The 18,764-nt window shown below is 52.1% G+C and carries 16 protein-coding genes, 5 tRNA genes and 2 other RNA genes; 1 reads left to right on the forward strand and 22 read right to left on the reverse strand.

The features are described 5' to 3' along the window. Nucleotides 1-13: 13 nt before the first annotated feature. The 21 genes from nadA to mngA form a co-directional block, all read right to left on the reverse strand. The gene (gene nadA / locus VH187_RS09345; RefSeq protein WP_329701187.1) at nt 14-1,057 is read right to left on the reverse strand and encodes a quinolinate synthase NadA; all 1,044 of its coding nucleotides are present in this window, start codon (nt 1,055-1,057) and stop codon (nt 14-16) included. A 305-nt stretch (nt 1,058-1,362) separates the two neighbouring features. Beyond that, nucleotides 1,363-1,490: non-coding RNA, RtT sRNA (locus VH187_RS09350), on the reverse strand. 129 nt (nt 1,491-1,619) lie between these two features. Beyond that, a non-coding RNA gene (locus VH187_RS09355) (RtT sRNA) lies at nt 1,620-1,745 on the reverse strand. A 31-nt stretch (nt 1,746-1,776) separates the two neighbouring features. Then, a tRNA-Lys gene (locus VH187_RS09360) sits at nt 1,777-1,852 on the reverse strand. Between the two features lie 35 nt (nt 1,853-1,887). After that, a tRNA-Lys gene (locus VH187_RS09365) sits at nt 1,888-1,963 on the reverse strand. A gap of 34 nt (nt 1,964-1,997) precedes the next feature. Further along, nucleotides 1,998-2,073 (reverse strand) — tRNA-Lys (locus tag VH187_RS09370). Nucleotides 2,074-2,076: 3 nt separating this feature from the next. After that, a tRNA-Val gene (locus VH187_RS09375) sits at nt 2,077-2,152 on the reverse strand. A 152-nt stretch (nt 2,153-2,304) separates the two neighbouring features. Beyond that, nucleotides 2,305-2,380, reverse strand: a tRNA-Lys gene (locus VH187_RS09380). Between the two features lie 165 nt (nt 2,381-2,545). Continuing rightward, nucleotides 2,546-3,343, reverse strand: a complete 798-nt coding sequence (gene cpoB / locus VH187_RS09385; RefSeq protein WP_329701188.1) for a cell division protein CpoB — start codon at nt 3,341-3,343, stop codon at nt 2,546-2,548. Nucleotides 3,344-3,352: 9 nt separating this feature from the next. Beyond that, nucleotides 3,353-3,874, reverse strand: coding sequence for a peptidoglycan-associated lipoprotein Pal (gene pal, locus VH187_RS09390; RefSeq protein WP_329701189.1), 522 nt, complete (start codon nt 3,872-3,874; stop codon nt 3,353-3,355). A 34-nt stretch (nt 3,875-3,908) separates the two neighbouring features. Then, nucleotides 3,909-5,201: a Tol-Pal system beta propeller repeat protein TolB gene (tolB, locus tag VH187_RS09395; RefSeq protein WP_329701339.1), complete on the reverse strand. Its 1,293-nt coding sequence runs from the start codon at nt 5,199-5,201 to the stop codon at nt 3,909-3,911. A gap of 130 nt (nt 5,202-5,331) precedes the next feature. Then, the gene (gene tolA, locus VH187_RS09400; RefSeq protein ID WP_329701190.1) at nt 5,332-6,519 is read right to left on the reverse strand and encodes a cell envelope integrity protein TolA; all 1,188 of its coding nucleotides are present in this window, start codon (nt 6,517-6,519) and stop codon (nt 5,332-5,334) included. A gap of 36 nt (nt 6,520-6,555) precedes the next feature. Further along, a complete protein-coding gene (tolR, locus tag VH187_RS09405; RefSeq protein WP_329701191.1) occupies nt 6,556-6,984 on the reverse strand; it encodes a colicin uptake protein TolR in 429 nt (142 codons plus the stop codon). 3 nt (nt 6,985-6,987) lie between these two features. Next, entirely contained in the window at nt 6,988-7,680 is a 693-nt protein-coding gene (gene tolQ / locus VH187_RS09410; protein WP_329701192.1) for a Tol-Pal system protein TolQ, read from the reverse strand. Further along, nucleotides 7,677-8,081, reverse strand: coding sequence for a tol-pal system-associated acyl-CoA thioesterase (gene ybgC, locus VH187_RS09415; RefSeq protein ID WP_329701193.1), 405 nt, complete (start codon nt 8,079-8,081; stop codon nt 7,677-7,679). Before ybgC ends, tolQ begins: the two co-directional genes overlap by 4 nt. A gap of 151 nt (nt 8,082-8,232) precedes the next feature. Beyond that, entirely contained in the window at nt 8,233-8,526 is a 294-nt protein-coding gene (gene ybgE / locus VH187_RS09420) for a cyd operon protein YbgE (RefSeq protein WP_329701194.1), read from the reverse strand. Continuing rightward, on the reverse strand, nt 8,526-8,633 hold the full coding sequence (gene cydX, locus VH187_RS09425; RefSeq protein WP_329701195.1) for a cytochrome bd-I oxidase subunit CydX: 108 nt from the start codon (nt 8,631-8,633) through the stop codon (nt 8,526-8,528). Before cydX ends, ybgE begins: the two co-directional genes overlap by 1 nt. Nucleotides 8,634-8,647: 14 nt before the next feature. Beyond that, on the reverse strand, nt 8,648-9,787 hold the full coding sequence (gene cydB / locus VH187_RS09430) for a cytochrome d ubiquinol oxidase subunit II (RefSeq protein WP_329701196.1): 1,140 nt from the start codon (nt 9,785-9,787) through the stop codon (nt 8,648-8,650). A 15-nt stretch (nt 9,788-9,802) separates the two neighbouring features. Next, nucleotides 9,803-11,371 (reverse strand): cytochrome ubiquinol oxidase subunit I, encoded by a 1,569-nt coding sequence (gene cydA / locus VH187_RS09435; protein ID WP_329701340.1) that lies wholly within the window; start codon nt 11,369-11,371, stop codon nt 9,803-9,805. 680 nt (nt 11,372-12,051) lie between these two features. Then, on the reverse strand, nt 12,052-14,688 hold the full coding sequence (gene mngB / locus VH187_RS09440; RefSeq protein ID WP_329701197.1) for a mannosylglycerate hydrolase: 2,637 nt from the start codon (nt 14,686-14,688) through the stop codon (nt 12,052-12,054). Between the two features lie 17 nt (nt 14,689-14,705). Next, nucleotides 14,706-16,625, reverse strand: a complete 1,920-nt coding sequence (gene mngA, locus VH187_RS09445; protein WP_329701198.1) for a PTS 2-O-a-mannosyl-D-glycerate transporter subunit IIABC — start codon at nt 16,623-16,625, stop codon at nt 14,706-14,708. A 197-nt stretch (nt 16,626-16,822) separates the two neighbouring features. On the opposite strand from mngA, the gene VH187_RS09450 reads away from it, so the two are divergent. Beyond that, nucleotides 16,823-17,539, forward strand: a complete 717-nt coding sequence (locus VH187_RS09450; RefSeq protein WP_329701199.1) for a GntR family transcriptional regulator — start codon at nt 16,823-16,825, stop codon at nt 17,537-17,539. A 46-nt stretch (nt 17,540-17,585) separates the two neighbouring features. Here VH187_RS09450 and VH187_RS09455 read toward each other — a convergent pair whose 3' ends face one another. After that, on the reverse strand, nt 17,586-18,341 hold the full coding sequence (locus VH187_RS09455; protein WP_329701200.1) for an oligogalacturonate-specific porin KdgM family protein: 756 nt from the start codon (nt 18,339-18,341) through the stop codon (nt 17,586-17,588). Between the last annotated feature and the right edge of the window lie 423 nt (nt 18,342-18,764).

The following is an 18,764-nucleotide window of genomic DNA, read 5'->3' on the forward strand; positions in this document are numbered from 1 at the left end:
TTCATAAACATAATTATGAGCGTAGTGTAGCCGCAAAATCCAGCATACGGTTAAGCGGCTGCAGCGCGCCCTCACGCAGCGCGGCATCCACATGGATTTCATGTTCCGCCCCGCCGTGTTCAAGGCCGTCAGCTATCGCTTTAAGGCCGTTCATCGCCATCCACGGGCAATGGGCGCAACTGCGACAGGTTGCCCCTTCTCCTGCGGTCGGTGCTTCCAGTAGCTCTTTTTCCGGCACCGCCTGCTGCATTTTGTAGAAAATGCCACGATCGGTGGCAACGATAAGTTGTGGGTGCGGCAGCGCTTTTGCCGCAGCGATCAGTTGGCTCGTCGACCCGACTGCATCAGCCATATCAACAATCGCCTGCGGTGATTCCGGATGCACCAGAATCGCAGCCTGCGGGTACAGCGCTTTCATTCTCGCCAGCGCCTGTGTTTTAAACTCGTCATGCACGATGCAGGCACCTTGCCAGCAGAGGACATCTGCGCCTGTTTGCTTCTGTACATAGTTCCCGAGATGACGGTCCGGTGCCCAGATAATTTTCTCCCCAAGGCTGTCGAGATGCTCAATCAGCTCAACAGCAATGCTTGAAGTAACCACCCAATCGGCCCGTGCTTTCACCGCCGCAGAAGTGTTGGCGTAAACCACTACGGTGCGATCCGGATGGGCGTCGCAGAACTGAGTAAACTCATCAATCGGGCAGCCAAGATCGAGTGAACATTCTGCATTCAACGTGGGCATCAGGATGGTTTTTTCCGGGCTCAGGATTTTTGCCGTTTCGCCCATAAAGCGCACCCCGGCCACCAGTAGCGTCGAAGCCGGATGTCTCGCCCCGAAACGCGCCATTTCCAGCGAATCAGAAATACAACCGCCCGTTTCTTCAGCCAGTTGTTGAATTTCCGGGTCGGTGTAGTAGTGCGCCACCATCACCGCATTCTTCTCTTTGAGCAGACGCTTTATCTTTTCACGATAAAACTGTTTCTCGTCCACACTCAGTGGCACCGGCTTCGGCGGGAAAGGATAGATTGCGGCTTCAGGATCAAACATTACGCTCATTATGGCTTCTCGTTTTACTGGCTTAACCACACCACCGAAGACTGACGCTGTTTGGCGCGGTTTTGACGATGGTGTTTTATATACTAAACAAGATAGCGAAATTCCGGAGAATTGTCGTGGGGAATTTGCGATGGATAATGGAGGGTTGTGTGGGTTCGGATGACAGGTAGTTTCGCCTGATGGCGCTGCGCTTATCAGGCCTACAGGAACAGCTTACATTGCTCCATGCAGACGCTGCAGCAATGGGTTCAAATCTATCTGAATCGCAGATAGCAAAAAGGCGCCTTTAGGGCGCCTTTCCACATTGGTGGGTCGTGCAGGATGACTCGACTACGTCTCGCCCTTCGGGCCGTCGCAGCAAGCGGCTCCGGTGTTTCACTTCGTTCGACTCGAACCTGCAGCAGGTTCGCATCCGGCACGAATTGAGCATAGCAAAAAGGCGCCTTTAGGGCGCCTTTCTACATTGGTGGGTCGTGCAGGATGACTCAACTTCGTCTCGCCCTTCGGGCCGTTGCTCTGCAACGTTATCCTTCACGCTTAACATCTGGATTCGATGTTATATTGGTGGGTCGTGCAGGATTACTCGCTTCGCTCGCCCTTCGGGCCGTCGCCGCAAGCGGCTCCGGTGTTTCACTTCGTTCAACTCGAACCTGCAGCAGGTTCGCATCCGGCACGAATTGAGCATAGCAAAAAGGCGCCTTTAGGGCGCCTTTCTACATTGGTGGGTCGTGCAGGATTCGAACCTGCGACCAATTGATTAAAAGTCAACTGCTCTACCAACTGAGCTAACGACCCCTTTCGGGATTTCTTCGAAGACGCCACCAAAAGCGTGGTGGGTCGTGCAGGATTCGAACCTGCGACCAATTGATTAAAAGTCAACTGCTCTACCAACTGAGCTAACGACCCATAGGGTCTTGCTTCGAAGGGGTGAATCTTTAATTGGTGGGTCGTGCAGGATTCGAACCTGCGACCAATTGATTAAAAGTCAACTGCTCTACCAACTGAGCTAACGACCCGAGTGGTGGGTGATGACGGGATCGAACCGCCGACCCCCTCCTTGTAAGGGAGGTGCTCTCCCAGCTGAGCTAATCACCCGATACTGCGCTGGATACTTCTTTACTAACTTTAATACTGCTAAAAGTTAGTGGTGGGTCGTGCAGGATGACTCGACTTCGTCTCGCCATTCGGGCCGTTGCTCACGCAACGTTATCCTTCACGTTTTACTACCGTTCCACCTAAGTAGTTAGTGGTGGGTCGTGCAGGATTCGAACCTGCGACCAATTGATTAAAAGTCAACTGCTCTACCAACTGAGCTAACGACCCACTATTTCCGCTACTTTCAGGATGTTTGATATCCCTTGGCAACGGCGGCATATATTACTGGTTTCAGATTTGAGCGCAACTAAAATTTCGAATAACCGCGCTTAACTGCTTATGATTCATGCGGCATGACCAGAAATAATTCAATTTCAGGTCATGCCGTCAGCATCAGAGTCCACTCAAGCGTTTTTGCGCTTGTTTGGCACCCTCGGTGCCCGGATATTTAGTCACTACCTGCTGATAAACCGCTTTGGCTTTCGCAGTGTCACCTTTGTCCTGCATGATCACGCCGACTTTAAACATCGCGTCAGCTGCCTTCGGCGATTTCGGGTAATTTTTCACCACTGAGGCGAAATAGTACGCCGCATCATCTTTTTTACCCTTGTTGTAATTCAGCTGTCCGAGCCAGTAATTGGCATTCGGCTGATACGTAGAATCAGGGTACTTTTTGATGAAGTTCTGGAAGGCCGCAATAGCATCATCCTGGCGAGAGCTATCTTTCACCAGTGCAATCGCCGCGTTGTAATCCGTATTGGCATCACCGCTCTGTACAGGGACGCCAGAGGCCGCAATACCGGCTTCTGGCGCTGGAGTCGCGGCTGTCGCCCCGCTCTGATCGCCTGCGGCAGGTTGCGCCTGTGTTGCGCCAGCAGCACCACTACTCATCCCATCAAGCTGCGTTTGGATCTGCTTTTGGCGATCGACGGCTTGATTGAGCTGGTACTGGCTTTCCTGAATTTGCCCGCGCAGAGAATCAATATCGGCCTGATTATCCTGGAGCTGCTGTTGAAGTTGGGTCAAAAGTTGACTGTGAGCGTTGGAAATACGCTCGAGTTGAGTGACACGGTCTTCGACCGAGCCTGAGCCGACACTACTGATTGGCGCCTGAGCATTAGCGGCCCAAGGGGCCGCTATGCCAACCAGTAACGACAGACTCATCAAATGATGTCTGAAGTTACTGCTCATGCAATTCTCTTAGTAAACCAGTACAGCACGACGGTTTTTGGAGTAAGCCGCGTCGTCGTGACCCAGTACTGCAGGTTTTTCTTTACCGTAAGAAACGATAGAGATCTGATCAGCTGAAACGCCTTTACCTTGCAGGTACATTTTAACAGCGTTTGCACGACGTTCGCCCAGGGCGATGTTGTACTCAGGCGTACCACGTTCGTCAGCATGACCTTCTACGGTGACTTTGTAAGACGGGTTGCTACGCAGGAAGTTAGCGTGCGCGTCCAGCATGGCAGCGAAGTCAGAACGGATATCGTACTTGTCCAGATCGAAGTAAACGATGTTGTTCTGTTGCAGCTGCTGCATCTGCAGACGAGCTTGCTCTTCAGAAGACATGTTGCCGTTACCGTTAGCATCCATACCAGTGCCGGCGCCCATCATGCCTTCACCGCTCTGATCGTTGCTGGCATTCTTGTTGGAAGAACACGCCGCGATAGCCATAACAGGCAGAGCGATCATCAGTCCTTTCAGCACTTTGTTCAGTTGCATTTCTTTGATTCCTATAATATTCAATTAATTATTATTACAGATACGGCGACCAGGCAGGGAATTTGACCTGTCCATCAGTTGCCGGAAGACGCGCTTTGAAACGCCCATCTGTAGAAACCAGATTCAGCACAGATCCCATCCCCTGAGAAGAGCTGTAGATAACCATTGTGCCGTTCGGTGCCAGACTTGGCGTTTCATCCAGGAACGTTGACGACAGAACCTGTACGCCACCCGCTGCCAGATCTTGTTTGGCAATGTGCTGCTGACCACTGGCCGAGCTCACCATTACCATGAACTTACCGTCAGTGCTCACATCAGCATCCTGGTTCTGCGAACCTTCCCAGGAAATACGCTGCGGAGTACCGCCGTTAACATTAACTTTATACACCTGTGGACGTCCGGCCTGGTCAGAGGTAAAGGCCAGGTTCTGGCTGTCCGGGAACCAGCTTGGTTCGGTGTTGTTGCTGCGACCGTTGGTCACCTGGCTGATTTGGCCAGAGCCCAGATCCATTACGTACAGGTTCAGGCTACCGGTTTTCGACAGGGCAAAGGCCAGTTTAGAACCATCTGGTGAGAACGTTGGCGCACCGTTGTGCTGCGGGAACGAGGCAATCTGACGAATCGCACCGTTTGCCAGCGTCTGGACAACCAGCGCTGAACGACCGCTTTCGAAGGTCACGTAAGCCAGTTTAGAGCCATCCGGAGACCACGCCGGAGACATCAGCGGCTGTGGAGAACGGTGAACAACGAACTGGTTGTAGCCATCGTAGTCAGACACGCGCAACTCGTACGGGAACTGTCCGCCGTTGGTCTGAACCACATAAGCGATACGAGTACGGAACGCACCTTTGATGCCAGTCAGCTTTTCGAACACTTCGTCACTGGCAGTATGGCCCGCATAACGCAGCCACTGCTTGTTCACTTTGTAAGAGTTTTGAGCCAACACAGTACCTGGCGCACCGCCGGTATCAACCAGCTGATAAGCCACAGTATAAGAACCGTCAGGGTTCGGTGTCACCTGCCCTACAACCACGGCATCAATACCGAGCGCAGACCATGCTGCTGGCTGAACTTCCTGCGCGCTGCCCGGCTGCTGTGGCAGACGAGAACGATCCAGCGGATTGAATTTACCGCTGTTACGCAAGTCAGCAGCAACGATGCCGCCGACATCCTCAGGTGCAGCGCCCGGGCCTGCCCATTTGAAAGGCGCAACGCCGATTGGGCGAGCCGAATCCACCCCTTGGGTGATTTCGATACGTACTTCTGCGTGCAGCACAGCTGCCCACAGCATTAAAAAACCAAATGCTACTCGTAATGCCTGCTTCATCATATCTCCCTTATCCAGGCGGAAAGCCCACGATAATTTAGCAGAATGTTAACAAACTCAAATACACAAAACTACCAAAACCCTGTGACCAGCCTGGTTCATTTTCCTCGTTTAGACGAGGAAAATGGCGTTACGGCTTGAAGTCCAGCGGTGCATTTTTAAACACTTCATATACTGCTTCTGATGGCGGTTTCGGGAACCTGGCTTGTCGAGCCGCTGCCAACGCAGCTGTACACAATGCCGGATCCCCACCTTCAGAGGTAATACTCGCGAGCGTACCGTCCGGGTTAAGTTTAACCCGCAGCGTACACACTTTACCGGCATACGAAGAGGCATCATAAAAGCGACTTTCGATGGCCGATTTAATCTGCCCGGCATAGTTGCTGATATCCGCACCTGATGCACCGTTATTCTTAGTGTTACCCGTTCCGGCCGCGGCGGCATTGTTTCCTTTAGCCCCTGCCCCCGCTTTCGGTGCATTCTTACCGGAGCTGAGATCGCCTAAGAGATCGTCAACGCCAGAAGCATCTTTGGCTTCGGCCGCTTTCTTAGCGGCAGCGGCCTTGGCGGCCTTCGCCGCAGCGGCTTTATCTGCTGCTGCTTTATCGGCAGCAGCTTTCTCTGCCGCAGCAGCCTTGGCGGCAGCCGCTTTTTCAGCAGCCGCGGCTTTCTTAGCAGCATCTGCGGCGGCTTTTTTCTCAGCGTCCTGCTGAGCTTTTTTCGCCGCTTCGGCTTCTGCTTTCTTCTGTGCGTCAGCAGCCGCTTTAGCCGTCTCGGCTTCTGCCTTTTTCTGTGCATCGGCAGCGGCTTTTTTCGCAGCTTCTGCTGCGACTTTGGCCTGAGCGTCAGCCTTAGCTTTCGCCAGCGCTGCGGCTTTCACTGCGGCTTCTTCCGCTTGCTTCTGCTTTTCCTGCGCTTGTTTCGTCGCCTGCTCTGCCTGTTTCTGCGCATCAGCTTGTTTTGCGGCGTCTTCCTGTGCCTTCAGACGTTCTTGTTCAAGCTCTTTCAGACGCTCTTGCTCAGCGGCCTGCTTTTCACGCATCTCCTGCGCTTGCTGCTGCGCCTGCTTTTCACGCTGTTCTTCGGCACGACGCGCACTGGCCTGCTGGTTCTGCTGACGGTTGTAGTTCTGTACGACCGCACCTGGATCGACCATCACCGCGTCAATAGACGAGCCACCGCCACCGCCTGCCGAAGCATCTATGTGCTCGTCGAACGAACTCCAAATCAGCAGTGCAATCATGACGATGTGCAGTACAACTGAGATGATAATCGCGCGTTTAAGCTTTTCGTTTTGCTGTTCGGTTGCCTTTGACACTCTCGGTTCCCAAAAACTGTTAGCCTGTTAGCCGGGTCAAATTGGTTGGGTCATGAGACCCACTGATTTCACGCCCGCGCTGTGCAACAGGTTTAGCGCTTTAATGATTTCATCGTAAGGCACATCTTTCGCGCCACCGATCAAGAAGACCGTTTTCGGATTCGCCTGCAGTCGGCGCTGAGCTTCAGCCACTACCTGCTCTGGCGGCAATTGCGGCATTTTATCCTGCCCCACATTGACGCTGTACTGTCCGATTCCGGAGACTTCTACGATAACGGGCGGATCGTCATTGGTACTGACGGCCTGCGATTCGGTCGCATCTGGCAGATCCACTTCCACGCTCTGCGTGATGATCGGCGCTGTCGCCATGAAGATAAGCAACAGCACCAGCAACACATCCAGCAACGGAACGATGTTAATTTCGGACTTCAGCTCGCGCCGTCCGCGCCCACGTGCTCTGGCCATGGTTTACCCCTTGTTGCTTTCGCTGCTGGTAAACGCCTGGCGGTGCAGAATGGCGGTGAACTCTTCCATAAAGTTGTCGTAGTTCAGCTCCAGTTTATTCACACGCTGGTTCAGTCGGTTGTACGCCATAACCGCAGGAATCGCCGCGAACAGACCAATCGCGGTGGCGATCAGTGCTTCTGCAATACCCGGTGCAACCATTTGCAACGTTGCCTGTTTAACCGCACCCAGTGCGATAAAGGCGTGCATGATCCCCCACACCGTACCAAACAGACCGATATACGGACTGATGGAACCGACGGTGCCAAGGAATGGAATGTGGTTTTCCAGACTTTCGAGTTCACGGCTCATGGAGATACGCATCGCACGCGACGCGCCTTCAACAATCGCTTCCGGTGCATGGCTGTTAGCGCGATGCAATCGGGCAAATTCTTTGAAGCCACTGAAGAAGATCTGTTCAGAACCGGCAAGATTGTCACGACGGGCCTGACTCTCCTGATACAGACGAGACAGTTCGATCCCCGACCAGAACTTGTCTTCGAAAGCTTCCGCTTCGCGGGTAGCCGTATTAAGGATACGCGTTCTCTGGATGATGATAGCCCAGGATGCGATTGAAAAACCAATCAAGATCAGCATGATAAGTTTAACCAGAAGGCTTGCCTTCAGGAACAAATCAAGGATATTCATGTCAGTCACTGCTTGAACTCCGCGACAATAGACTTGGGAAGCGCACGAGGCTTCATTATGAGTGGATCAACACAGACAATCAGGACTTCAGCTTCGTTGAGTACCTTGTTTTCTGCGTTGACAATCCGCTGCGTAAACACCAGTGAGGTGCCCCGCATCGCTGTAATTTCCGTTTGGACTTCGAGCATGTCATCGAGTCTGGCGGCGGCGAAATACTCCAGCGTCATCTTGCGCACCACAAAGGCTACGCGTTCAGCCAACAAAACCTGCTGGCTAAAGTGATGGTGGCGCAGCATCTCAGTGCGTCCTCTTTCATAAAAAGCGACGTAGCTGGCGTGGTAAACCACACCACCGGCATCAGTGTCTTCGTAATAGACACGAACCGGCCATCGAAACAGCGTTGTATTCACTTTACATCCCGGTAATGCAAAAAAAAATTTAGGGCTTTCAAACTTCGCTACTATACGCGCGGGAATGCTGGTTTGGAATGGGAGAAAGTAAACGGAGAGTAAATTTTTATGGGCTTGAACAAGCCCATAGCGATTAACGGACGTTTCTGAATCAGGCGAAAAAGAAAAACAGTCCGGCGAGAAGAACGAGGTCAGCAATCAGCGGGCAAAATAACCCCTGCCAGAGTACTGCTTTCGGGCGAAAACCCACGCCATGAATCACGCCAGCGCATACCGCCCACATGATAAGAAAGCCGTGCCAGATTTCAAGCTCGCTGGTTTTCGCCGCAAAGCGCGTCGGATCCCAGATAATACATCCTGCCAACACTAAAGCCATCAGTAACGAAAGGGCCCTTAACGGGCCCTTGTCCATTACCGCATATAACGCTGCGATAATTTTATTCATTAATGATCTTCTTGTTGTCCAGCTTCAACGTGTTCAAGCGCCAGAGCGGTGATCACGCCAAATGCACAAGCCAGAAGCGTCCCCAGAATCCATGCGAAGTACCACATATGTTGCTCCTTACTTAGTACAGAGAATGGGTGTTGCGTTCAATGTCTTCTTTGGTGATGCGACCAAACATTTTCCAGTAACACCAGGTGGTGTAGAGGAGAATGATTGGCACGAACACCATCGCTGCATAGGTCATCACGTTCAGCGTCAGCTGGCTGGATGTCGCATCCCACATGGTCAGGCTAACGTTCATCATGGTGCTCGATGGCATCACGAACGGGAACATTGCCACACCGGCGGTGAGGATGATGCAAGCCAGGGTCAGTGAGGAGAAGATAAACGCCCAGGCGCCCTTGTCCATGCGAGTCATGACCGTGGTCAACAATGGCAGCACAACGCCCAGCGCCGGAATGGCCCACAGGATTGGCATGTTATTGAAGTTCACCAGCCATGCACCAGCTTCACGCACCACTTCTTTGGTCAGCGGGTTAGAAGCAGCATGATGATCCAGGGCGGATTTCACCACATAGCCATCAATACCGTACATTACCCACACGCCTGCCAGTGCAAAGCACACCAGCGTAACCAGCGCCGCAACCTGCGAAATAGTACGCGTACGCAGATGCAACTCGCCTACGGTACGCATTTGCAGATAGGTCGCACCCTGCGTCAGGATCATCGCCACACTAACAACACCCGCCAGTAGACCAAACGGGTTCAGCAACTGGAAGAAGTTACCGGTGTAGTAAAGGCGCATGTACTCATCGAGGTGGAACGGCACACCCTGCAACAGGTTGCCGAACGCCACGCCAATCACCAGCGGTGGAACGAAGCTACCGACGAAGATGCCCCAGTCCCACATGTTACGCCAGCGAGTGTCTTCAATTTTCGAACGGTAATCGAAACCGACCGGACGGAAGAACAACGATGCCAGAACCAGGATCATCGCCACATAGAAACCAGAGAACGCCGCAGCGTAGACCATCGGCCAGGCAGCGAACAGCGCGCCGCCTGCGGTGATCAGCCACACCTGGTTACCGTCCCAGTGCGGGGCGATGGAGTTGATCATGATTCGACGTTCGGTGTCGTTACGACCGAGGAAACGGGTGAGCATGCCCACCCCCATGTCGAAACCGTCAGCGACCGCAAAACCAATCAGCAGAACGCCAACCAGCAGCCACCAGATAAAACGTAATACTTCATAATCGAACATTTGACGACTCCTGTCTTAGCGTGCCGGCTGAGTAGACGCGGGGGTCTGCTCAAAGTGGTAACGACCGGTTTTCAGGCTGCTTGGTCCCAGACGCGCAAATTTGAACATCAGGAACATTTCAGCAATCAGGAACAGGGTGTACAGACCACAAATCAGCAGCATGGAGAACAGCAGATCGCCTGTGGTCAGCGATGAGTTGGCGACCGCAGTTGGCAGCACCTCACCGATGGCCCATGGCTGACGGCCATACTCCGCGACAAACCAACCTGATTCGATAGCAATCCACGGTAACGGGATCCCGTACAACGCGGTGCGCAACAGCCATTTTTTCTGGCCGATACGGTTACGAATCACCGTCCAGAAGGACGCCGCAATAATCAGCAGCATAATGATGCCGCAGCCGACCATGATACGGAACGCAAAGTACAGCGGTGCGACGCGTGGAATCGAGTCTTTCGTCGCCTGCTGAATCTGTGCTTCGGTCGCATCAGAGACGTTCGGGGTATAGCGTTTCAACAACAGCCCGTAACCGAGGTCTTTTTTCACGTGTTCGAACTGAGTGCGAACGGACTGATCGGCTGAGCCAGAACGCAGCTGTTCCAGCAGCGAGTAGGCTTTCATCCCGTTACGAATACGCTCTTCATGCTGCACCATCAGATCTTTCAGGCCAGTGACCTGCTTATCGACGGAACGAGTGGCAATGATGCCCAGCGCGTAAGGGATTTGAATTGAGTAGTTGTTTTGTTGCGTATCCTGGTCAGGAATACCAAACAGCGTAAACGCAGCCGGCGCTGGCTGAGTTTCCCACTCGGCTTCAATTGCCGCCAGTTTGGTTTTCTGCACATCACCCATTTCGTAACCGGATTCATCACCCAGCACGATAACAGAGAGGATTGCCGCCATACCAAAGCTCGCCGCAATGGCGAAAGAGCGTTTGGCGAAAGCGAAATCACGACCGCGCAGCATATAGTAGGAACTGATACCGAGGATGAACATCGCGCCACAAACGTAGCCAGACGCCACGGTATGAACGAATTTCACCTGCGCAACAGGGTTAAGGATAAGCTCGGAGAAGCTCACCATTTCCATACGCATGGTTTCAAAGTTGAAGTCGGACGCGACCGGGTTTTGCATCCAGCCGTTTGCGACCAGGATCCACAGTGCGGACATGTTGGAGCCCAACGCCACGAGCCAGGTCACTGCCATGTGCTGAACTTTGCCCAGACGATCCCAACCGAAGAAGAACAGACCTACAAAGGTGGATTCGAGGAAGAAGGCCATCAGCCCTTCAATGGCCAGCGGCGCACCGAAGATATCGCCCACATAGTGGGAATAGTAAGACCAGTTTGTCCCGAACTGGAACTCCATGGTCAGGCCAGTAGCTACGCCCAGTGCAAAGTTGATACCAAACAACTTGCCCCAGAACTTGGTCATATCTTTATAAATCTGTTTGCCGGAAAGGACGTAGACCGTTTCCATGATGGCCAGCAGGAACGCCATACCGAGCGTCAGTGGCACAAAAAGGAAGTGGTACATCGCGGTCAAGGCAAACTGTAAGCGCGACAGTTCGACTATATCTAACATCATGACTCCTTGCTCATCGCATGAAGACTCCGAGAGTGGATCCCGTTAGAAAGGATTCACACGCATGCCCCAATACAAATTTATTTGCTTCCCGCTTCGCTGCCGCAGCCACATTGTGAAAACGACGATGAGCAAAGGTTACAAATACGTTAATAAAAAACCCAAATTGATCCCTTGAATATATTACGCCGTAAAACCCTTACAATAAACAGGTTTTTATTGAACCGGATTTACGTTTTTCGACGTTGATCAATATATAGCTAAGATGACACATTTCGACCACTTTGATCCGCGACAATTTACCGCTTTCCGCCATCTTTTTCCAAGGATTACATATTGATTTAAATCAATTTTACATTCACATGTTAATTGTGTATGCATTTGATGGCGCATAGTGAAATCCATGTTAAAAACATGTTCTCTTGATGACATTGATAGTTATCAAATAAGACTGAATTAGAATGAGAGGCCATTCATTTTTGACCACCGTCGCAGGACGCTAAACGGAAGTGAGATTTGGGAGCACATACGACACGCTTTGTTCTTTTTTACGCGAATAAGTATAGCTGCTTTTTATTACATTTCATTCACTGCAATGAATTTTAAAATTAACACCCCTGCGTAATTATCGGCTTAAACAAAACGGCCACGCAGTGCGTGGCCAGTTATCGTTTGCCGGGTTATTCGCCAATCCTGATACGCCAGGTCCGTGATTGCCCCGGTCTGAGGCTCACTGGCTTGCCGATAATCTGACTCCCCTGCTCTAACGGTTGCTCGTCCATGCCTGTTTCCTGGCATGTGGGCTGATGGCGGTTAAACATCATCATCGACTCACAATTTTCACTGTCGGAAGGGTTAAATAATCTGACAATCAGTGCGTTATCGTCTTCGGCTTTTTTCAGCGCGCTGAGCTGACAACCCGTCGCCGGAAGGGTGAACAAGCTGTAGCTTTCAGGAACAACGACAGCGGCCCTGTTCAGCTTCATCGCATCCCACGGGATTTTGTTGTAGCACTGGACCGGCGTGAGCCAACTCCGCGCCTGCTGCGCCACACCGGCATTCAGCGCCGAGCCGATGAACGGCATCACGCTGAAACGACAAAGTAATTCGCCGCGCACCTGAGAATCAGGCACCGGCAATTTTATGCCCGAAGGCCGCCCCGGACGCAGCAGTAAATCTTCTTTGCCGAGCAGCCCCACACCGCGCAATAAAGTAAGAGCGAACGCGCTGTGCGTCTCGCCGATAATTTCGACTTCACGCAATCCTTCGGTGAACAACGCCAGCCCATTTTGCCCTTGCTGGAGCGCCGCATAGTTCAGCAAGTTCCAGACCGGCACCGGCGCTTCTTTCCAACCCTCTAGCTGCCAAATGTCCATCGCGGTATCGTGCACCGGGCGATTCAGCGAACCAAACTGCGTATCCGTGAGCACACGGTCCGTTTTATACGGCACCGGAATGCGTACTCGCACGCGGTGATCGTCGGCCTGATTCAGCACTTTGACGTCAAATTCAACCCGGCGACTGTGATGGCTGAGCGTGACGGTGGTTTCAAACGTCAGTTGACCGCTGCTTTTACGGGCCGAGCGCTCCGCCAGATTGAGCGGAACCGCGAGCGTGCTTCGCAGCACCGCCCTGCTCTGCCAGGCATCATGAATCACGCTGTGTCGATGCTTGGCCTCAGCGCTGGTAAGTAACCACTCTTCTCGCGAAGGCGAGTAATCGTACTCATCCCCATCGTCAGAGCCGTCTTCAAATTCCAGCACCCGGTCATACACCAGCCCTGTTTCTTTATCTTCCATTTTCAACGTGCCGTCGCCGTTGAGCGTGATGCGCCAGCAGCTATTTTCCAGCAGCGCATCGCTGTGTTTCGGCACGTTCGCCTGTTCGCCTTCCGCGCCCGGTAACACGTGTAGCGTCAGCCACCCCATCGCCGGAAGCACCTGGCGTAGCTGGATGTCGTACTCCATAAACGGTTCGTAGTTGCCGTAGTGAACAATCTGGCGGTCGACTAATCCGGGGTCGATTTCACGTTTATCGCGGATAAAGTACGGCACATTCTGCCCTTCGCTATCGACCAGGCGGAAAGAGCTGGCACGTAAGCGAAGAGTGGTGTTGACCACTTCATCGCGCGGCCACGGCATCAGGTTGAACAGCGTCAGTTTGTCGCCTTCGCTGTGCGCCATGTTGTCGACAATCTTGCGCATATAGAAGGTAATGAGGCTGTCGGCCATGTCTTCCGCCAGCCAGAAGCGGCTCATGATTTCGCGATGCACTTTATCGCTACAGCAACAGCCAATACTGTCATGGGCGTGATTTTTGAGGATCTCTTTCCACATTTTCTCCAGCAGACCGTGGTGATACTCAAAGCCGAGCGTCCACGCCAGCGCCGCCAGCGGTTCGAGCACATTGACGATTTTGTTTTCTATCCGCGCGTGGGCGATTTTGATGTCCATGCGCGTCGAGCCAATGGTGCGATGCACCCGCATGTATTTGCCGTCGTTGAACTCGCCGCTCAACGTCGCCAGCGATGCGCGCTGTTGTTCAATACGCTCAAAGACCTCTTCGAAGCGACTCATCACAAATTCATGCTGTGGATAGATCTCACGCAGTTTGTCCATTACCGCGAAAATGTTCTGCTGGAGCGGCATCTGGTCGTGGCCGTTGGGCAGCAAAATCTCTTTGGTTTGCGAGGCTTTTTCCAGCACCTCAAAGTAACCGTCGAGGCGTTTACGCAAACCCGCTTCGTCCTCCGGTAAGTACTTACCAATCGCGTAGCCCAGCGGCAGCACCTGTGCCGCCACTTCGCTGCCGTCCTGGCTCTGCCACAGAAACTCGGTTTTATCGGTGCCGTGGCGCTCGGAGCAACCGCGCCAGAACATGGCCCGTTTGATGCCAAATCCGTTGTAGATATGTGGCAACTGCCCTGACATACCGAACGAGTCCGGCAGGTAGCCAATTTTCATCGGCTCACCAAACGCCAGGCAATCACGCATCCCGTACATCAAATTACGGACGATGGATTCTCCGGCAACTATGGTCGTGTCGGTTTGCGTGTACCACGGACCGATAATCAGCTTCCCGGCCTGAACCAGCGCTTTCACGCGCGCTTTGTTTTCCGGCTTCACGGCGAAATAATCTTCGAGGATCGCAGTCTGCCCATCGAGCACGTAATATTTGTACTCCGCATCCTGCTCCAGACGCGTCAGGATCTCTTCCATATTATTGACCAGCAAAATGCGTGACTCTTCCGTGGTGAAATACCACTCACGGTCCCAGTGCATATGCGGCGTGATGTGAACGCGAGATACAGCTTTCATCTTCGTTTCCTGTTCTGTTAAGGCATGACGCTATCGGGGAGATATTTACCGGCTTTCACCGCCTGGCGACGCCAGAGGATCAGCACGCAAGTCGAAATGGCGGCGCCAATAATTGCCGAGGCAAACCAGCCAATGGCAGCGAGAACGCCTCCCAGACCTCCGTCGTGCAGTAGAAACAGCGAGAAAATACCCGCGCCCGGCGTGGAGAGGCCGATATTCATGGAGCCCACCAGCGCACCGGTCACCATCGAGCCGAGTACGAACGAGCCAATAACGCGCAGCGGATCTTCAATTGCCATCGGAATCGCCCCTTCGGTAATCCCCGCAAGGCCCAATAGCCACGTCGATTTTCCGGTTTCAATTTCAAAAGTTTTAAACAGCCGTGGCGCAATCATCGTGGAAGCCGTTACGGTGAACGCCGATACCATTTTCACCGAGGCAAAAATCGCGTACGGGCCATAAACACCGTTCGCCATTGCGCCAAGGCAGAATGCATAGGAAGCCTTATTCACCGGACCGCCCAAATCGAAGGAACACATAAAACCGAGGATAATGCCGAGCACCAGCGCGTTGGTTCCTGACAGCCCGTTCAGCCAGGCGGTCAGACTGTTGTTAATCCACGCCACCGGTTCACCGACGACAAACAGCATCAGGCTGCCTGCACCGAGCGTGCCGAGTACCGGATAGAGGTAATAAGTCAGGAAGCCGTTGTAGCGATTATTCAATCGAATATGGGTTTTGACCCAGCGCATCAGATAACCGGCAATCAGGCCACCCGCCACCGCGCCGAGGAAACCGGAGCCAATCATGTTTGCCGCCAGCCCCGCCGCAAAGCCCGGTGCCAGCGCGGGTTTATCTGCCAGGGAATACGCTGTGTACGCGGCCAATACAGGAACCATCAAAATACCCAGCATGCCACCGCCCAGTTTGCGGTACATCCAGAGCCATGAGTTTTCCTGGTCAAATAAGTGCTGGAGGCCAAGCATCTGCGCCAGCAATACCGCTACCGCCAACACCGTTCCACCCGCAACAATCAGCGGCACGGCGAAAGAAATGCCGCTCAGCAGTGCCTGCTTGAGTTCAGTTTTAAAGCTTTTCTTCTGTTCGTGACTTTCCGTCTGAATCTCACGATTTGCAGCGGACGACTTCAAAGCCAACGCCTGTTGAATCAGCGCTTCGGCGTGACGAATCGGCTCCGCCACAGGCACGTTTATCGACGGAATACCCTGAAAACGCTCCGACTCTTTAATCGCCACTTCGGCGGCGAAAATGCAGGCCTGCGCGGTGTTGAGCTGTTCGGCAGTGAGACGGTTTTCGATGCCGTTCGCCCCCTGTCGCTCAACGTAAACATGGATGCCCAGTTTCTGCCCGGCTTTTTCCAGATATTCAGCCGCCATATAGGTGTGCGCAATCCCTGCCGGGCATGCGGTCACACAAACGATAACCGGCGCATCCTCCTTTGCTGTGTTCTCTACGTTCTCCAGCGGCGCATCCAGCGCCTGTAACAACGCTTCGGCAGTCGTTGCCGCACAAACCGCTGCACGTACATCGTCATCAACCAGTCGGGATGTTAATGCCGTCAGCAACTGCATATGCGTCGATCCGGCCTGCGCGGGCGGGATAGCCAACAACACGATCAAATTGACTTCTTCTTCGCCGTCAACGCCCTCCCAAAGGATCGGTTTTGGCAGCGTGGCAACGGCAAAAGCGGCCTCTTTCACCGCATCACTTTTGCCGTGCGGCACCGCCAACCCTTCGCCGAGAGCCGTCGGCCCTTCGCTTTCGCGTAACAGCACATCACGGAGAAAATCTTCAAGACTGGAAATTTTCCCCAGCGCCGCCAGTCGCTCAGCCAGCGCATGTATTACCTCATCACGGCTGGCAAAATTCGCCTGCAGGCAGAGTGCATCCGGGTGCGTTAATGTTGTCAGGTTCATCACGATCCTCACTGTGAAAGTGTAAGAACAGCCAACGGCCGTTCAGTTAAACGGATCTTGCCTGATAAAATAATACATTTATGTGATCACTTTCTCTTATCGCGATAATTTGTATTTGATTTGTATTATTTACTTGAGAGGCAAGACAGGCATAATCCCTGCATTGGTATTAAAGGTGTATGAGGCTGGCACACGAAATGACGAAAAAACCGATGTACCGACAAATTGCCGATACCCTTCGCGAGCAGGTGCAACGGGGGGAACTGAAGCCCGGCGATGCCCTGCCGACGGAATCGGCGCTCCAGGAAGAATTTGCCGTGAGTCGAGTGACTGTGCGGCAAGCGTTGAAGCAGCTGACGCAGGAAGCAATTATCGAGAGCATTCAGGGCAGCGGATCCTATGTCAAAGCAGAGCGGGTCAATTACGACATTTATCAACTCACCAGCTTTTATGAAAAACTCGCCGACAGAAACGTCGAAACACACAGCGACGTAAAGGTGTTTGAAGCCATTGATGCCTGTCAGAAACTCGCCGACACGCTCCATGTGGCAGAGGGCGCAAAAATCTGGCACGTCAAACGCGTGCGCTTTATTCAGCAAAAACCGGTGACGCTGGAAGAGACCTGGATGCCGCTGTCGCTGTTTCCAGATCTCACGTGGCAAGTGATGGAAAATTCCAAATATCACTTTATTGAGCAGGTCAAAAAGATGGTTATCGATCGCAGTGAACAGGAGATCGTGCCGATCATGCCGTCGGAGGAAGCGGTTACTTTACTTGGGTTAGATCCCAACCAACCGATCCTCGAAAAAATTTCACGCGGGTTCCTCAGCGACGGCCGCGTGTTCGAATACAGCCGTAATGCGTTCAAAAGTGACGACTACAAATTCACGTTAGTGGCAAAGCGCCGCCAATAGGCCAAACAGCCCGGAGGCGCTGCCGCCGGGCATTTCGCTGCTGTCATCATATCGTGAAGGTCATACCAATCCGGTAGCGCGATTCTGCGATGCCATCTTCGCCCTCGTAATACCCTTGTTGATCAAGATAGTCATATTCGACATATGGACTGAACCAGCTGTTCCATTTATAACGCAACGTAAAAGCATTCTCCGTGGCCCAGGATTTTTCATTCTTGTATTTATAATCATCATTAACATGTTTGTATGCCGTTCCCTGATACAGCACACTCCATTGCGGGTTAATTTTATAGCCAAGGAAAATATCGAAGCGGTTTACACTGTCGCGATGCGATTCACCTGAAGTATCTTTGGTCTCATAATTATTATAGTCATAGCGATAACGCAAACCGGTCGTCAGATCTGAGGTTATTTTATAGTTTACTCTAAGATAAGGTCGTAACTGTGTGCCGTTACTACTCCAATGATAAATCCCGCCTGGCTGAAAACTCCATTTATCCGACAACGGTAAAGTATAGTTGGTTTCTATCTCATTATAATCTGTTGTCGTGTCACCTAATGAATGTGCGCTGTCTGATTTATCGGCCCCGTTGTTCCCTCGTCCGTTATTCTTATTATTTTTATTATCGGTTTCAATGCTTCCCCACCAGCCGCTCTTCCAGCTCTCGCTAACCTTGAAGCGAGATTCATAGGTATGACTACCGGCCTTGTAGCCACCGCGCACGTCGAACGTCAGTGCATGAGAGACACTCGGCCCGGCAGTGATAAAGGCGAGTAACGTCCATAGCAATTTCTTTTGCATAACAGGTTCCTTTAATTAAATTAATATTATGATCTCAGCTAAAATTCTAAAAATAATTTTGAAATAACTGGAAGCGGATAATATTGATTCAACAGAACAGATCATCCTTCTCTTATTGAAAGTAAGAGCGACCTCACAAATTAAATTTAATTAGCGGTTTTGTTTTTATATTTATGAAAAATAGATCATTTCAGCTTATATAAACCTGTAATCCATATACATTCTGAATACGTTTTTCATTCTAATCAAAAAAGATCAACCCCATAATATAAATGATACATCCAATGCACATAAAACCTCATATCCAACAAGGTTAAACCCACTCTTTAAATGCAATTTGGAATTTGTGATGCCAATCATGAAAAGAAGCCACTCTTTTTCATAATATAAAATGAAATTATGTTTTATTTTTAAATAACCGCT

Source organism: Scandinavium sp. (genome assembly GCF_036271055.1).
In the GTDB taxonomy this organism is placed as follows: Bacteria; Pseudomonadota; Gammaproteobacteria; order Enterobacterales; family Enterobacteriaceae; genus Scandinavium.

What these genes read in the sequence shown, in the direction of transcription:
- cydA (WP_329701340.1), bottom strand. Translation starts at nt 11,371, where the DNA reads ATGTTAGATATAGTCGAACTGTCGCGCTTACAGTTTGCCTTGACCGCG.
- VH187_RS09455 (WP_329701200.1), bottom strand. Translation starts at nt 18,341, where the DNA reads ATGCAAAAGAAATTGCTATGGACGTTACTCGCCTTTATCACTGCCGGG.
- mngB (WP_329701197.1), bottom strand. Translation starts at nt 14,688, where the DNA reads ATGAAAGCTGTATCTCGCGTTCACATCACGCCGCATATGCACTGGGAC.
- mngA (WP_329701198.1), bottom strand. Translation starts at nt 16,625, where the DNA reads ATGAACCTGACAACATTAACGCACCCGGATGCACTCTGCCTGCAGGCG.
- cpoB (WP_329701188.1), bottom strand. Translation starts at nt 3,343, where the DNA reads ATGAGCAGTAACTTCAGACATCATTTGATGAGTCTGTCGTTACTGGTT.
- pal (WP_329701189.1), bottom strand. Translation starts at nt 3,874, where the DNA reads ATGCAACTGAACAAAGTGCTGAAAGGACTGATGATCGCTCTGCCTGTT.
- nadA (WP_329701187.1), bottom strand. Translation starts at nt 1,057, where the DNA reads ATGAGCGTAATGTTTGATCCTGAAGCCGCAATCTATCCTTTCCCGCCG.
- tolB (WP_329701339.1), bottom strand. Translation starts at nt 5,201, where the DNA reads ATGAAGCAGGCATTACGAGTAGCATTTGGTTTTTTAATGCTGTGGGCA.
- VH187_RS09450 (WP_329701199.1), top strand. Translation starts at nt 16,823, where the DNA reads ATGACGAAAAAACCGATGTACCGACAAATTGCCGATACCCTTCGCGAG.
- tolR (WP_329701191.1), bottom strand. Translation starts at nt 6,984, where the DNA reads ATGGCCAGAGCACGTGGGCGCGGACGGCGCGAGCTGAAGTCCGAAATT.
- cydB (WP_329701196.1), bottom strand. Translation starts at nt 9,787, where the DNA reads ATGTTCGATTATGAAGTATTACGTTTTATCTGGTGGCTGCTGGTTGGC.
- ybgE (WP_329701194.1), bottom strand. Translation starts at nt 8,526, where the DNA reads ATGAATAAAATTATCGCAGCGTTATATGCGGTAATGGACAAGGGCCCG.
- cydX (WP_329701195.1), bottom strand. Translation starts at nt 8,633, where the DNA reads ATGTGGTACTTCGCATGGATTCTGGGGACGCTTCTGGCTTGTGCATTT.